Here is a 13,419-nt window from a genome sequence, read left to right on the forward strand (position 1 = left end):
CATCGGCCGATTTCCTAAAATGAGCCCATGATGGAATCGTCCGCTCCCACGAGAGAGACGGCAGACCGGCCCGAGGAAGCCGTCGGTGAGCGCACTCGCGCCCGGCGATCGATCGGTGTCATCATCGTTGCCGCGCTGCTCATCGGCAGCGGCTTCTTCTTCGGCGGCTTCTTCCGCTTCGTCGACACCATCGTCAACTACCAGACGCCATCACCGCTCGCCGCCGACGGAATCGTCGTGCTGACCGGTGGCGCCGAGCGCATCACCGGCGCCGTCGAACTGATGACGGCCGGCAAGGCGCGGCGTCTTCTGATCTCCGGCGTTCACCCCGACACCTCGGCCTCGCGGCTCGGTCGCATGGTAGAAGCGGAACCGGACATGATGGCCTGCTGCGTCGATCTCGACAGGCGTGCCGCCAACACCATCGGCAATGCGCTCGAAACGGCCAAGTGGGCGCACCGCAATGGCTTCCTGTCGCTGATCGTCGTCACCTCGGCCTACCACATGCCGCGTTCCATGCTGGAACTCTCGCATGCCATGCCGGACATCCGCCTCATCCCCTATCCAGTCACCCGCCCCGGCCTGACGCTCGGCAACTGGTCGGAGGATCGCGGCGTAATCGTGCTTCTCCTGCAGGAATACCTGAAGTATACGGCAACGCGCCTCCGGCTGTCGCTCGGCGGCATCGATGGCCTCGCCGACGTCATGGGCGGCGCTCTCGGCTAGGCATTCGCCAGAAGACCTGGAAGACGATTCATGCTGATCCGGTCCTATCTCTACAGCTTCGCCTTCTTCTCGGTGACCGCCATCATGGCCATTCTCGGTGCGCCCTTCGCCCTCGGAGGCCATCGGGGGGTGATGATCGTCGTCAAGTCATGGACGTGGACGCTGATCCGTCTGCACAGCCTGATCACAGGCACGCGCCACGAGTATCGTCATCTCGACCGTATCCCGGCGGGCGGCTTCATCCTGGCGTCCAAGCATCAGTCGACCTTCGAGACACTGGCTCTCGTGCCATTGCTCGCCGACCCCGCCTTCATCCTGAAGCGCGAGCTGACCTGGATTCCGGTATTCGGCTGGTGGCTGAAGCTCGCCGGCAACATCGCCATCGATCGCGGCAGCCCAACGGCCGCACTCAGGAAGGTGATCGAAGGCACACGCGCCGCCGTCACCGCCGGCCGACAGGTGATCATCTTCCCGGAAGGAACCCGAGCGGAGGCCGGCGCCAAGCCGGACTACAAGCAGGGCATCGCCCAGATCTACAAATCGCTCGATGTGCCGGTCGTGCCGGTCGCCCACAATGCCGGCACCGTTTGGCCACGCAAGGCGCGCGTGCATCGACGCGGCACCATCGTGGTCGAGTTCCTCGACCCCATTCCGCCCGGCCTCAAGCCGCGCGAGATGTTCCAGAAGCTGGAAAGCGACATCGAGGCTGCCTGCGACCGACTGCTGGTCGAAGCGGCGGCGCGAGGCGACGATCTGCCGGCAACGGCGCGGGCGCGGGTGGCCGAACTCACGGCGCCGGAGAGCTCCGTCCGAGCTGACGCCTGAACGCCGATCCGCCAGGATCAATCCGACAAGGACGAGCCCGCCCCCTTGAGCGCGGCGACCACCCGTTCGAGGGACCGGTCGCGGATACCCATATCCTGCAGCCGCTTCAGCGTGGCGGTCACGTAGTCGATATTCGGCCCCATCTCGCCGGAGCTTCGACGGATGATATCGAGCATATGCTCGAACGCTAGGCCACCGGCATATTGTTCGTGCGCCTGATTGGCGACGTAGACCAGAGCGCCAACCGTCTCTCCGCTCAGGAGGCGGGCTGGCCGGACGACTTCATGATAGACCATGGAGATCTGCTCGCGCGCCCGGAGATAGGCGATCACCGCCTCCCGATTCGCCTCGGCCACCTCGAAGGCGACGCCGTGACAGGACCCGCCACGGTCGAGCCCGAACACCAGACCGGGGTTTTCAGGCGTTCCGCGATAATGGGTCGAACGGATGCAGAGCGCGCGACGGACGCCATGCATCCGCGCCTGCACCGCTCTCATATGCGGAAAGCCGGGATTCCACATCAACGAGCCGTAGCCGAACACCCAGATGCTCGCGTCCATCCCTGCTCTCCGTTTGACCTGACGAAATGCGTAGCATTCCGGCCGGCGAATGCAACGTCAGCCAGGACGATTCCATCTTTCGCCATATTACTCTAGTGCTGTGCGACCAACACTTGGTCCGAGCCGCCGGCAAGCGAGCCATCGCGGCAGGCCAAACCCAGCGCCGACCGAATGCGCGCGTGGATGGAAGACGAACGGTGCGTCCGAACGGGCGCCGGTGCCTTGCGGGGAAGCGCCATGAAGCGAACGGTACGGGTGGCCCTCTGGACGATCGTCGTGGTCGCCATCTTGTGGACGGGCGTCTGGTTCGGTGCTCGTTGGTGGCTCGGGGAAACCGTTCACAAGTCCGTCGCCGACCTCGCGGCAAGAAACGGGATCATGGTCAGCTGTGCCGGCGAGAGGATCGGCGGATGGCCGTTCCGGCTGGTTCTTACCTGCAACGACGGCCTGGCCGTCGCACTACCCGACGGAGGCAGGATCGAAACCGCCGGGGCGCGTGGCGAGGGTTATGTCTTCAATCCTCGTCAGCTCGACTTCCATTTCGAAGCGCCGACCTCCTATGTCGCCCCCGACGGCCGGCGGCTCGACTTGTCCGCGAGCGAGTTTGCCGCGACCGTCGGCTTTTCCAATGGACGCGCCAATCGGCTTGTCCTCCGAACGGAAGACTTCTCCGCGACGGGCCCGCTGGCCGGGGGAACCGAGGGCAAGCTCACGATCGGGCGCGGCGACGTGATGCTGGCGCGCGCCGACAAGAGTCCCGAGAACGCGGACATCGCCGCCACCATTGATGGTCTCGGCGTGACGGTCGGCAACACCGCGCTGACGCCCCTGCCCGTTCGCCTGACGCTGGCGGCCACGCTCGCCCAGGCCGACATGGCGATGGCCGGTCCGGTGGCACTGGCCGGCTGGAAGGCGGCTGGCGGCAAGCTGCAGCTCCATCGCCTCGCCGCCGAACTCGGCGGCGCCACCCTCACCCTCGACGGCGAGGGATCCGTGTCCGAGACGGGCCTTGTCGACGCAGAGGGGAAGATAACGGGCCGCAATCTGAACACCTTGGCGGCCTCGGCCACGGCCGCCGGCGGCAGCCTGACACCGGAACTCGCCGGCCTCGTCATGGCCTTCGTCTTCATGGGCACGACCGCAGACGACGGCGGCCGGTCCATCGGACTCAAGGTCGAAGACGGCATAGTTTCGGCCAATGGCCGGCAAATCGGCCGGATCGCCCCGTTATTCTGACGGCGGCTTCGGTTGCGCCTTGTGCGAACGACCGAAGTCGGCCTCCGGCGCGTCCTGGCCCAGCGTCAGAATGCCGCGCCGGATTGAGCGCGTGCGGCTGAACAGGTCATAGAGGCGATCTCCCTCACCCCAGCGAATTTGCCGTTGCAAGGCGAACAGATCCTCCTGAAAGCGCCCGAGCACTTCCAGCACCGCGTCCTTGTTGTGCAGGAACACGTCGCGCCACATGGTGGGATCGGAGGCCGCGATACGCGTGAAGTCGCGAAAACCACCGGCCGAGAACTTCATCACTTCCGACTCGGTGACCTTTTCGAGATCGGCGGCGGTTCCGACGATGTTGTAGGCGATGAGATGCGGCAGGTGACTGGTGATGGCCAGCACCAGATCGTGCCGCTCCGCGCTCATGCACTCTACGTTGGCGCCCATGCCGGCCCAGAAAGCAACAAGCCGATCCAGCGCCTTGGGATCGGTGTCCTCATCCGGGCATACGATCGACCAACGATTGACGAAGAGCTCGGGAAAACCGGCGTCAGGCCCCGAATACTCGGTACCGGCAACCGGATGGGCAGGAATGAAGTGGACGCCGTCCGGCAGGTGGGGCTTCATCTGCCGGACGACCGATCCCTTCACCGAACCGACGTCGGAGACGATGGCGCCGGGCTTGAGATGAGGGGCGATCGCCTTGGCCACCGCTTCCGCCGCGCCCACGGGCACGCAGGCGATGACCAGATCGGCATCTGCCACAGCGTCACCGGCATTGGCTCGATAGCCGTCGCCGAGCGACAGTTCCTCGGCCCGCTTCAGGATGACGGGTGACTGGTCGGAAATGACGATCTCGTCCACGAGGCCGTTGAGGCGAGCCGCCCGCGCAATCGACGAACCGATCAGGCCGATGCCGATGATGGCGAGACGGTGAAACACGGCGTCGGTCATGCGGGCCCCTTCATGAAAGTCGTCAGAACCTCGACGAGCCGGCGGCAGGCTTCCTCCGACCCGACCGTCATGCGAAGCGCATTGGGCAGTCCGTAGCCGCCCACCTTGCGCACCACGACACCCTCGGCGAGCAACGCCTTGTCGGCGGCCTCGGCCGTCTTGCCCGTCTCTGGGAAATGGACGAGCAGGAAGTTGGCGACCGACGGCGTGACCGTCAGCCCCAGCTTGCCGAGTTCGACCGTCAGCCAGGCGCTCCAGCGGACATTGTGCTCGACCGCGGCCTCCACGAAAGCCCGGTCACGCATGCCCGCGGCACCGGCGGCGATTGCCGGGGCGTTGAGATTGAACGGCCCGCGCACCCGCTCCAGAACGTCGACGACGGCCTTCGGGCCGTAGAGCCAGCCGATGCGAAGCGCGGCAAGTCCATGGATCTTCGAGAAGGTGCGCGTCATCACCACATTGCCGGCCGAAGCAACCAGCTCGACGCCGCTCTCGTAATCGTTGCGGCGGACATACTCGGCATAGGCAGCGTCGAGCACCAGGAGGACGTTGCCCGGCAAGCCCTCATGCAGCCGCCGCACCTCCGCCATGGGAATGTAGGTCCCCGTGGGATTGTTGGGATTGGCGAGAAAAACCATGCGCGTCCGCGGCGTCACGGCGGCGAGAATGGCGTCGACGTCCGTGGTGTAGGCCGTCTCCTTCGCCACCACCGGCGTCGCGCCCGCCGCGAGGATGGAGATGCGATAGACCAGGAAGCCGTGCTCGGAATAGATCGCCTCGTCGCCGGGCGACAGATAGCACTCGGCGAGAAGATGGAGGAGCTCGTCCGAGCCGTTGCCGCAAATGACGCGATCGACGTTGAGACCGTGGGTTTCGGCAATCGCCTGCCGGAGTTCGGTCGACGACCCGTCGGGATAGAGTTCGAGCTTGCTCGCTATCCGCTGATAGGCTTCCACCGCCTTCGGGCTCGGCCCGAGCGGCGTCTCGTTGGAGGAAAGCTTGTGGAGCTTCTTGCCCGGCGCCGCCTTCGACCCACCGGGAACATAGAGGTCGATGTCAAGGATGCCGCTGCGCGGAACGGGCACGAGAGAAGTGTCGGACATGGAAGAACGCCTCAAAAATACCGGGCCCGTCATACGGCAGGCATGGCGACCGCGCAAAGAAAAAGCTGGCCAGGCCAAAGCGGCCAGCCCCGTGATTTACCCCCCTCAACCCAGCAGCCAGGCCCAGAAGGTTGTCGTCACCACGCCGACTGCCGTCGTGATGGTGATCGAGGACGATGCGAGGCCATGGCCGACGCCGAAGCGGTTGGCGATCAGCCAGGCATTGATGCCGGTCGGCACGGACGATGTCAGGACCAGAGCCGCCGTCCACGTCGCATCGAGGCCGAGAAGACGGCTGGCCGCATAGACCGACGCCGGCAACAGGAACAGCTTGAAGAGAGACGTGACCAACGCCGGGCGGACCCCATCGGAGATGCCGTACTTCATCAATGCCATGCCGAGCGAAATCAGCGCCGCCGAGCCGGCGATATCGCCGATGTCGTTGACCACCACGCCAACCACGCCCGTCAGCGGCAAGCCCGACAGTTGCCACAAAGAACCGAGCGCGAGACCGACCACCAGCGGATTGCGCACCAGGTTTCGGCCGACTTGCCTCAGGACGGCGCCGACCGACTGAGGCGGCCGGCCACCGGTTTGCCGCTCGGCCTGCTCCATCAACACGGTACCGGCGATCATCATCACCGGCAGGTGGGCGCAGAGCAGGATGGACAAGGCCACGACGCCATCGTCGCCGACGATGCGCTGGACGAGCGGCAGGCCGATGAAGAGGTTGTTGGCAAAGGCCGAGCTGACGCCGGCCAGCACGCCGATACGGGCATCGCGACCGAACAGCCGCGTCACCGCGTAGTGTCCGGCAGCCCAGGTGACGGCAACGCCGGAGAAATAGGCCACCCAGATCGTCCAGGGCGAACTGCCCTCGACATGCGCTGTCGCCACCGTCTTGAACAAGAGCGTCGGCATGGCGATGGTGAAGACGAAATCCGACAGGCCATCGCCCACATCCGCCCGCATCACGCCGAAGCGAACGAGGAGATAGCCGATCAAAATCAGCAGAAAGATGGGCAAAACGTCAAGGGCAATGGCGATCACGGGCGGCAACCGGCGCTGGAGCCGAGTGAGGGCCGGCGGCCGTTGCGGCGCGTCGGAGATCGGCGGAGAGTTAGACTTTCTGCCTATCCTTCCTTGCGCCCCATCCGCAAGGGCGAAACAGTGCGGATTGGTTCGACCGGCGCTGAGCTTTGGGCCGCCGATCGAAGGCCGCCCGACCTCGCTTGCCTCCCGGAAGCGGCGGTGACACACTCCGCGTCATGTTCGAGAAGACCGCCATGCTGAAATGCCTTGTTGCCGCCGCTGCGATCACGGGCTTCACCCTGCCCGCCGCCGCCTTCGAGCTGTCGTTCCGCTGGGGGGCAACGCCCGCCTGCGACAGTGGCCGCCCGGCCGTGGTGGACAGCCCGGAGTTCACACTCTCCAACGTCCCGCCAGGCACGCGCGTCATCGCCTTCGAGATGCTCGACCTCAATGCACCGGGGTTCCGCCATGGCGGCGGCACGGTGCCCTATGCTGGCGAAGACCTTGTGCCGGCCGGCGCATTCCGCTACCTCGGGCCCTGTCCACCGATGGGATCGCACCGTTACATGTGGACGGCGAAGGCGCGCGACCGCGGCACCACGTTCGGCCGAACGCTCGGCGAGGCGTCGGCCACCCGTTCGTTCCCCGATTGACCGAGGCAAGACCATGATCGCGGATAATCCCGACGCACGCATTGATGCGTTGGAGGAGAAGATCGCCTACCAGGATCAGGTGATCGATGACCTCAACACGGCCGTCACCGACCAGTGGAGGGAAATCGACACGATGAAACGCCTCGTGGCGAGCCTCCTCGACGAAGTCAAGGAGATGGAACTCGCGGCGCGGGCGACGGCCGGCCGCGAACCACCGCCGCCACACTATTGAGCGGTTGTCGCCGCGTCAGGCGGCCCGCATCTCATGCATCAGGCGATCGACCTCGGCCTGCAGCGCCTTGGTGTCGCCGAGCATCCGACGAGCCTGAGCCGCCACTTCCTGCGACTTTGAATCGGACGCCTCGGCATTCTCCATCAGACGCATCATGTCCGAGGCGAGACCGCCGACGGCGGTAAGCGTCGAGGAAATCGCGCGGGTGATTTCGGAAACGGCGGCATTTTGCTGGTCCAGCGTCGCAGCGATCGAAGACGCCACTTCGTTGACCCGCTCGATCGATTGCTCGACGGTGCTGGTGGCCGACACCGCTTCGCCCGTTGCCGACTGGATGACGCCGATGCGCCGGGAGATCTCGTCGGTCGCCTTGGACGTCTGCGCGGCGAGCTGCTTGACCTCGGATGCCACGACGGCAAAGCCCTTGCCCGCCTCGCCGGCCCGTGCGGCTTCGATGGTTGCATTGAGAGCCAGAAGGTTGGTCTGGTCGGCGATCTCCTGGATCAGCGCCACCACCTTGCCGATCTCGCTCGACGCCTCGTCGAGACCACGAATGACCTCGGTGGCCCGAGCCGTCTCGCGCACGGCGCCGCTCGATATCTCGGCGGCCTTGTCGACCTGAGTGACGATCTCGGCGATCGACGCCGACAGTTCCTCGGCGGCGCTCGACACCGCCTGCACGTTGTCCTTCGCCTGCCTGCCGGCCTCGGCCGAGGCCTCTGCCTGTCGGCGGGTGTGATCCGACACGGCCAGCAGATCCGAGGCGACTCGTTCGAAACCGGTCGCAGTGCTTTCGATACCGGCCGACGTCTCGCGGAACGAGCGGTCGAAGCCGTCCGCGAGCCCGGTCAACGCATCGCGGCGCGATCGTTCCATCGCAGCGGCCCGCGCAGCTTCGGCCTCTGCCTCCGCGGCAATCCGCTCGCGCTGCAAATCGCGGAAGCGAGCCACGGCCCGGCCGATCAGTCCGATCTCATCCTTGCGGGTCGCGCCGGAAATTTCGGCATCGAGATCGCCCCCCTGAAGCCGATCCATCGAACGGGTAAGGCGGGATAGAGGCCCGGAGATGCCACGCGCCACGACGAAGGACAGGGCGCCGAGCAAGAGCAACGAAACGAGCGTGATGAGACCGATCCGGCGGGTACTCGCTGCGAGCGACGCTTCGATATCGGCAACGTGGAAGCCGGTACCGAGCATCCAGTTCCAGCCATCGATGGTCGTCGCATAGGCGAGTTTCAACGACGGGTCCTTGTCACCGGGCTTGACCCAGAGATACTCGTAGTTGCCGCCACCGGCCTTGGCGATCGCCAGCATGTCGCGGATAAGCGGCTTGCCGTTGACGTCCTTCATGTCGATAAGGCTCTTGCCCTCGAGTTCCGGCTTGCCCGGCAGGAGGACGTTCTTGCCATCTTCTTCGTAGATGAAGAAATAGTTCTTGTCCGGGCCGAAGCGCACCGGCCGCAGCACGGCCTTGGCGGCCTCCTGAGCCTCGGCCAGGCTCATCTCGCCCTTGGCTGCGCGGTCTCTGAACCCTTCGATCATCGACTGGGCGGTCTGGACCTGATCCTGAAGCGCGAGCTTCTTCTGGCCCAGCAGTTCCGAGCGAAGATCGGTATAACCGAGGTAGCCGATCGTTGCGAGTCCGGCGATCGCCAACAGTACGATGGCGGCGATCTTGGCGGATACGGAGTGAATGCTGAACATGTGTGCGGGCCTCAGCGGTATAACCACGCGGATCTGGATATTTTCCGTTTAGGCTCCGGCCGTTAACTTTGGCTTACAGAACACGTTCAGCATGCAGAATTATTGTCAGAAATAAGTAAACTCGGCTTTACGAGTAAAGTTAGCCGACGAGGCCACCCTCCTCTTCGATGAAACGCACGACGTCCATCACGTTATGGTTGCGACGAACGTCCGTGAACACAAAAGGACGCCCCTTGCGCATCAGCTTGGCGTCGCGATCCATCACCTCGAGCGAGGCGCCGACATGTGGCGCAAGGTCGATCTTGTTGATCACAAGGAGGTCGGAACGGGTGATGCCCGGCCCACCCTTGCGGGGAATCTTGTCGCCGGCCGAAACGTCAATGACGTAGATGGTGAGATCGGCGAGCTCCGGCGAGAAGGTGGCCGCCAGATTGTCACCACCGGACTCGATCAGGATGAGATCGAGATCGGGGAATTTCTGGTTCATGTCGGCGATGGCGGCAAGGTTGATCGACGCATCTTCGCGGATCGCCGTGTGGGGGCAGCCTCCGGTCTCGACGCCGGCGATGCGATCGGGTGGCAGTGCTCCCGAGCGGGTGAGGAACTCCGCGTCCTCGCGGGTGTAGATGTCGTTGGTGATGGCGGCGATCTGGTAACGGTCACGCAGGGCCTTGCAGAGCGCATCCATCAGGGCGGTCTTTCCGGACCCGACGGGACCGCCGACACCGACGCGCAGGGGACCGTTGGCAGTCTTGGTCATGAGCGGAACAACCTCGTGTACTGTGTTTCGTGGGCCATGGAGGCAACGTCGGCGCGCAAGCTGGCGCTCCCGATATCGTCGAGCGACGCCGTCATCGCATCGGCCGCGACGGCGGAGACGACAGGGGCGAGATCGCGGATCGTCCGCTGCCCCTCGGTCTGACCGAGCGGGACCGCGCGCACAGCCGCCGAAACGAGATTGGCGGCAAAGGCGGTGAGATAGGCTTCGACGGTGTCGGCGAGCGGCAGGCGATGGTCGGCGGCGGTCACCGCCACCGCCACCGGATAGGCGACAGGATTGGGTGCCATGCGGCTGACAAGCCCGATAAGCGATGGAGCGCCCCAGGTGTCTGCGATGGCAGTTGCAAAGGCGCGCCCTTGCGCGCCGCTTTCAAGCCGACGCTCCTTGGATGGCTGGAGAGCGTAGGCGAGTTCGGCCACTTCGGCGAGCTCCTCCGCTCCGCCTTCGGAGGCAAAGCGGAAGGCTGAAGCCATCAGGATCGCGTCGCTCCGGCCGGCGCCATGGCGCAGGATATCTGACAGCCACGCCGTAAGTGCTGCCGCCGTGGTGACGGTGCCGTCTTCCACCGCCCATTCCAAGCCGTGGCTGTAGGTGAAGGAACCGACCGGAAAGGCCGGCGACAACCACGTCATCAAGCGGGACAGAGTCGCCCCGGCAGAGGGCTCACTCATGCTTGTGGCTGTGTCCATGGGCATGATCATGCGCGTGATCGTGGCCACAGCCGCAGTGGTCGTCATGGGCGTGAGCATGCTCGTGATGATGATGCGCACAGGCCTCGCCGTGGTCGTGATGATGGCGCTCCGGTCCATGCTCGTGGGTGTGTTCATGCGCCCCGTGATCGTGATGATCGTGCCCGTGAACGTCGCCGTGGCCGTAGGCGCCGCCTTCGGGATCGAACGCCGCCAGTACCGGCTCCACAGTGGCGCCCAGCCCCTTCAGCATGTCCTCGATGACATGATCGTAGCGGATCCGCAGCCGATCGCCGAGAAACTGGGCCGGCAGGTGCCGGTTGCCGAGATGCCAGGCAACGCGGACCAGTTCGGCCGGGCTGGCGGCCCGGATCTCCAGAAGGCGCTCGGGAACGGCCTGCACCAGGATCAGACGACCATCTTCAAGCTCAAGGGCATCGCCATCCTTCATCACGGCGGCCTCCTTGAGGTCGAGGAGAAACACCGTCTTGCCGACGCAGCGCATGACGAGGCGGCGGCGATGACGATCGTCGCGCTCGAGCGCGAGCGTGTCGGCCGGCGTGCCGGTCCAGGTTCCGGCGGGAAGGATTCGTGTCGCGGTGATCATGATGATAGGTCCTTACGGACTGAGGAAGAGATGTTGCGCCGAGCTTAGCCAAAAGCGCAGCCGAGACAAGGGCGGGCGCCGTCAGGCGCAGGTTTGTGCTTCCTCAGCGTGCGGCATCTCAACTCCAATCGGTTGGCCTCCAGGGCACGCCGATCAAGGCATCGAACTAACCGTGGAAGAAGCAGGGACATGACGGCGAAACTCGTTCCGGAACTCAATGTCGATAACCTCGAGCGCGCTCTGGCATTCTACGTCGATCTCGCCGGCTTTCGCATCCGTTACGAGCGCCCGGAAGACCGCTTCGCCTACCTTGAACGCGATGGCGCCGAGCTGATGATGGAAGAAACCTTCGGACCAGGACGCCGCTGGCACCCGGCGCCCCTGGAGCATCCCTACGGACGCGGCATCAACTTTCAGATCGAGATAACCGGCCTTAGGGCCCTTCACGACCGCCTTCGCGAGGCCAGCTGCAGCTTCATTCTGGACCTGGAAGAGAAGTGGTACCGCGTCGGCGACCACGACGAAGGCCAGCGGCAATTCGTCGTCGTCGATCCCGATGGCTACCTCCTCCGCTTCTGCGAAGACATCGACTAGACCCGTCAGAACAGAAAGTATCGCTGCGCCATCGGCAAGACGTCGGCTGGTTCGCATGTGAGAAGCTCGCCGTCGGCCCGCACTTCATAGGTTTCGGGATCGACCTCGATCTTCGGCGTCGCCGAGTTGTGGATCAGCGAGGCTTTGGAAATGCCGCCGCGCGTATTCTCGACCGGCAGCACCACGCGATCGAGACCGAGCCGCTCCTTGATGCCGTTCTCGTAGGCATAGCGCGAGACGAAGGTGACCGACGAGCGGGTCATCGCCTTGCCGAAGGCGCCGAACATCGGCCGGTAGTGCACCGGCTGCGGCGTCGGGATGGAGGCGTTGGGGTCTCCCATGGCGGCCGCCGCGATGGTGCCCATCTTCAGTACCAGATCCGGCTTCACGCCAAAAAAGGCAGGCGTCCACAACACGAGATCGGCGAGCTTGCCCACCTCCACCGAACCGACATACTTGGAGAGGCCCTGGGCGATGGCCGGGTTGATGGTCACCTTGGCGATGTAGCGCTTGACGCGGAAGTTGTCGGCGTCAGTGCCGACGTCCTCGGGCAACGCCCCGCGCTGCACCTTCATCTTGTGCGCCGTCTGGAAGGTGCGGATGACCACCTCGCCGATGCGGCCCATGGCCTGGCTGTCGGAGGAGATGATCGAGAAGGCGCCCATGTCGTGCAGGATGTCTTCCGCCGCGATGGTCTCCTTGCGGATGCGGCTTTCGGCAAAGGCGACATCCTCGGGAATCGAGCCATCGAGATGATGGCAGACCATCAGCATGTCCAGGTGCTCGTCGAGCGTGTTGCGCGTATAGGGTCGCGTCGGATTGGTCGACGACGGCAGCACGTTGGAAAGGCCGGCCACCTTGATGATGTCGGGAGCGTGGCCACCGCCGGCGCCCTCGGTGTGGTAGGCGTGGATGGTGCGCCCCTTGAAGGCGGCAATTGTGTCCTCGACGAAGCCGCTTTCGTTGAGCGTGTCGGTGTGGATCATCACCTGCACGTCGTAATCGTCGGCAACAGAAAGGCAGTTGTCGATGGTGGCCGGCGTGGTGCCCCAATCCTCATGCAGCTTCAGGCCGCACGCGCCGGCCTTGACCTGTTCGACCAGCGCTGCCGGCAGCGACGCATTGCCCTTGCCGGAGAAGGCGAGGTTCATCGGCAGCCCCTCGGCCGCCTCGATCATCCGCGCGATGTGCCAGGGGCCGGGCGTGCAGGTGGTGGCCGCCGTGCCGGTTGCCGGCCCTGTGCCGCCGCCCAGCATGGTGGTGATGCCGGCATAGAGCGCCTCGTCCACCTGCTGCGGGCAGATGAAGTGGATGTGGGTGTCGAGCGCACCGGCCGTCAGGATCTTGCCTTCGCCAGCAATCGCTTCGGTCCCCGGACCGACGATGATGGTGACGCCGGGCTGCACATCCGGATTGCCGGCCTTGCCGATGCCGGAAATACGACCGTCGGTGATGCCGACGTCGGCCTTGTAGATGCCCGAGTGATCGATGATCAGCGCATTTGTGATGACGGTGTCGACCGCCCCTTCGGCCCGGCTCGCCTGGCTCTGGCCCATGCCATCGCGGATCACCTTGCCGCCCCCGAACTTCACCTCTTCGCCATAGATGGTGAAATCCTTCTCCACCTTGACGAACAGCTCGGTATCGGCGAGGCGCACTTTGTCGCCGACGGTAGGACCGAACATGTCGGCATAAGCGGCGCGGGACATGCGGTAGGGCATCTTGTCAGTCTCCCGAAGAGAGC

General features: G+C 64.8%; 15 protein-coding genes. 6 read left to right on the forward strand and 9 right to left on the reverse strand.

The features are described from left to right. Positions 1–27: 27 nt before the first annotated feature. Both M4J40_RS03035 and M4J40_RS03040 read left to right on the forward strand, forming a co-directional pair. Positions 28–726 (forward strand): YdcF family protein, encoded by a 699-nt coding sequence (locus tag M4J40_RS03035; RefSeq protein ID WP_251751999.1) that lies wholly within the window; start codon positions 28–30, stop codon positions 724–726. 30 nt (positions 727–756) lie between these two features. Continuing rightward, positions 757–1,551, forward strand: coding sequence for a 1-acyl-sn-glycerol-3-phosphate acyltransferase (locus M4J40_RS03040; RefSeq protein WP_251752000.1), 795 nt, complete (start codon positions 757–759; stop codon positions 1,549–1,551). A gap of 17 nt (positions 1,552–1,568) precedes the next feature. On the opposite strand, the gene M4J40_RS03045 is transcribed toward M4J40_RS03040, so the two are convergent. Beyond that, positions 1,569–2,111 carry a gamma-glutamylcyclotransferase gene (locus M4J40_RS03045; RefSeq protein ID WP_251752002.1) on the reverse strand — a complete coding sequence of 181 codons (543 nt, stop codon included), beginning with the start codon at positions 2,109–2,111 and terminating at the stop codon, positions 1,569–1,571. Positions 2,112–2,348: 237 nt separating this feature from the next. On the opposite strand from M4J40_RS03045, the gene M4J40_RS03050 reads away from it, so the two are divergent. Then, the gene (locus tag M4J40_RS03050) at positions 2,349–3,347 is read left to right on the forward strand and encodes a DUF2125 domain-containing protein (RefSeq protein WP_251752004.1); all 999 of its coding nucleotides are present in this window, start codon (positions 2,349–2,351) and stop codon (positions 3,345–3,347) included. On the opposite strand, the gene M4J40_RS03055 is transcribed toward M4J40_RS03050, so the two are convergent. The 3 genes from M4J40_RS03055 to M4J40_RS03065 all read right to left on the reverse strand — a co-directional run bounded on the left by M4J40_RS03055 (position 3,339) and on the right by M4J40_RS03065 (position 6,433). Continuing rightward, positions 3,339–4,280, reverse strand: a complete 942-nt coding sequence (locus M4J40_RS03055; RefSeq protein WP_251752006.1) for a prephenate/arogenate dehydrogenase family protein — start codon at positions 4,278–4,280, stop codon at positions 3,339–3,341. The genes M4J40_RS03050 and M4J40_RS03055 overlap by 9 nt on opposite strands. Beyond that, a complete protein-coding gene (gene hisC, locus M4J40_RS03060) occupies positions 4,277–5,383 on the reverse strand; it encodes a histidinol-phosphate transaminase (protein ID WP_251752007.1) in 1,107 nt (368 codons plus the stop codon). The genes M4J40_RS03055 and hisC overlap by 4 nt, the downstream gene beginning before the upstream one ends. Before the next feature lie 105 nt (positions 5,384–5,488). Next, the gene (locus tag M4J40_RS03065; protein ID WP_251752009.1) at positions 5,489–6,433 is read right to left on the reverse strand and encodes an AEC family transporter; all 945 of its coding nucleotides are present in this window, start codon (positions 6,431–6,433) and stop codon (positions 5,489–5,491) included. A gap of 218 nt (positions 6,434–6,651) precedes the next feature. Here M4J40_RS03065 and M4J40_RS03070 point away from each other — a divergent pair, with 218 nt between their 5' ends. Together M4J40_RS03070 and M4J40_RS03075 are read left to right on the forward strand one after the other, a co-directional pair. Next, a complete protein-coding gene (locus M4J40_RS03070) occupies positions 6,652–7,068 on the forward strand; it encodes a YbhB/YbcL family Raf kinase inhibitor-like protein (protein ID WP_251752011.1) in 417 nt (138 codons plus the stop codon). 13 nt (positions 7,069–7,081) lie between these two features. Then, positions 7,082–7,300 (forward strand): SlyX family protein, encoded by a 219-nt coding sequence (locus tag M4J40_RS03075; protein ID WP_251752012.1) that lies wholly within the window; start codon positions 7,082–7,084, stop codon positions 7,298–7,300. 15 nt (positions 7,301–7,315) lie between these two features. On the opposite strand, the gene M4J40_RS03080 is transcribed toward M4J40_RS03075, so the two are convergent. From M4J40_RS03080 to M4J40_RS03095, 4 genes are all read right to left on the reverse strand, one after another. Next, entirely contained in the window at positions 7,316–9,004 is a 1,689-nt protein-coding gene (locus M4J40_RS03080; protein ID WP_251752014.1) for a methyl-accepting chemotaxis protein, read from the reverse strand. 139 nt (positions 9,005–9,143) lie between these two features. Beyond that, positions 9,144–9,764 (reverse strand): urease accessory protein UreG, encoded by a 621-nt coding sequence (ureG, locus tag M4J40_RS03085; RefSeq protein WP_251752016.1) that lies wholly within the window; start codon positions 9,762–9,764, stop codon positions 9,144–9,146. Continuing rightward, a complete protein-coding gene (locus M4J40_RS03090; protein WP_251752018.1) occupies positions 9,761–10,456 on the reverse strand; it encodes an urease accessory protein UreF in 696 nt (231 codons plus the stop codon). Before M4J40_RS03090 ends, ureG begins: the two co-directional genes overlap by 4 nt. Continuing rightward, positions 10,449–11,081: an urease accessory protein UreE gene (locus M4J40_RS03095; RefSeq protein ID WP_251752019.1), complete on the reverse strand. Its 633-nt coding sequence runs from the start codon at positions 11,079–11,081 to the stop codon at positions 10,449–10,451. Before M4J40_RS03095 ends, M4J40_RS03090 begins: the two co-directional genes overlap by 8 nt. A gap of 189 nt (positions 11,082–11,270) precedes the next feature. Here M4J40_RS03095 and M4J40_RS03100 point away from each other — a divergent pair, with 189 nt between their 5' ends. Next, complete coding sequence (locus M4J40_RS03100) at positions 11,271–11,675, forward strand: VOC family protein (protein WP_251752020.1); 405 nt, start codon at positions 11,271–11,273, stop codon at positions 11,673–11,675. A 5-nt stretch (positions 11,676–11,680) separates the two neighbouring features. Here M4J40_RS03100 and ureC read toward each other — a convergent pair whose 3' ends face one another. Continuing rightward, positions 11,681–13,396 carry an urease subunit alpha gene (ureC, locus tag M4J40_RS03105; RefSeq protein WP_251752021.1) on the reverse strand — a complete coding sequence of 572 codons (1,716 nt, stop codon included), beginning with the start codon at positions 13,394–13,396 and terminating at the stop codon, positions 11,681–11,683. Positions 13,397–13,419: the final 23 nt, after the last annotated feature.

This window comes from Pleomorphomonas sp. JP5 (assembly GCF_023721815.1).
GTDB lineage: Bacteria > Pseudomonadota > Alphaproteobacteria > Rhizobiales > Pleomorphomonadaceae > Pleomorphomonas.

Coding starts and splice junctions, on each gene's coding strand:
- M4J40_RS03050 (WP_251752004.1), top strand. CDS start 2,349: ATGAAGCGAACGGTACGGGTGGCCCTCTGGACGATCGTCGTGGTCGCC.
- M4J40_RS03040 (WP_251752000.1), top strand. CDS start 757: ATGCTGATCCGGTCCTATCTCTACAGCTTCGCCTTCTTCTCGGTGACC.
- M4J40_RS03090 (WP_251752018.1), bottom strand. CDS start 10,456: ATGAGTGAGCCCTCTGCCGGGGCGACTCTGTCCCGCTTGATGACGTGG.
- M4J40_RS03070 (WP_251752011.1), top strand. CDS start 6,652: ATGTTCGAGAAGACCGCCATGCTGAAATGCCTTGTTGCCGCCGCTGCG.
- M4J40_RS03095 (WP_251752019.1), bottom strand. CDS start 11,081: ATGATCACCGCGACACGAATCCTTCCCGCCGGAACCTGGACCGGCACG.
- ureG (WP_251752016.1), bottom strand. CDS start 9,764: ATGACCAAGACTGCCAACGGTCCCCTGCGCGTCGGTGTCGGCGGTCCC.
- M4J40_RS03045 (WP_251752002.1), bottom strand. CDS start 2,111: ATGGACGCGAGCATCTGGGTGTTCGGCTACGGCTCGTTGATGTGGAAT.
- ureC (WP_251752021.1), bottom strand. CDS start 13,396: ATGCCCTACCGCATGTCCCGCGCCGCTTATGCCGACATGTTCGGTCCT.
- M4J40_RS03100 (WP_251752020.1), top strand. CDS start 11,271: ATGACGGCGAAACTCGTTCCGGAACTCAATGTCGATAACCTCGAGCGC.
- M4J40_RS03080 (WP_251752014.1), bottom strand. CDS start 9,004: ATGTTCAGCATTCACTCCGTATCCGCCAAGATCGCCGCCATCGTACTG.
- M4J40_RS03035 (WP_251751999.1), top strand. CDS start 28: ATGATGGAATCGTCCGCTCCCACGAGAGAGACGGCAGACCGGCCCGAG.
- M4J40_RS03075 (WP_251752012.1), top strand. CDS start 7,082: ATGATCGCGGATAATCCCGACGCACGCATTGATGCGTTGGAGGAGAAG.
- M4J40_RS03055 (WP_251752006.1), bottom strand. CDS start 4,280: ATGACCGACGCCGTGTTTCACCGTCTCGCCATCATCGGCATCGGCCTG.
- hisC (WP_251752007.1), bottom strand. CDS start 5,383: ATGTCCGACACTTCTCTCGTGCCCGTTCCGCGCAGCGGCATCCTTGAC.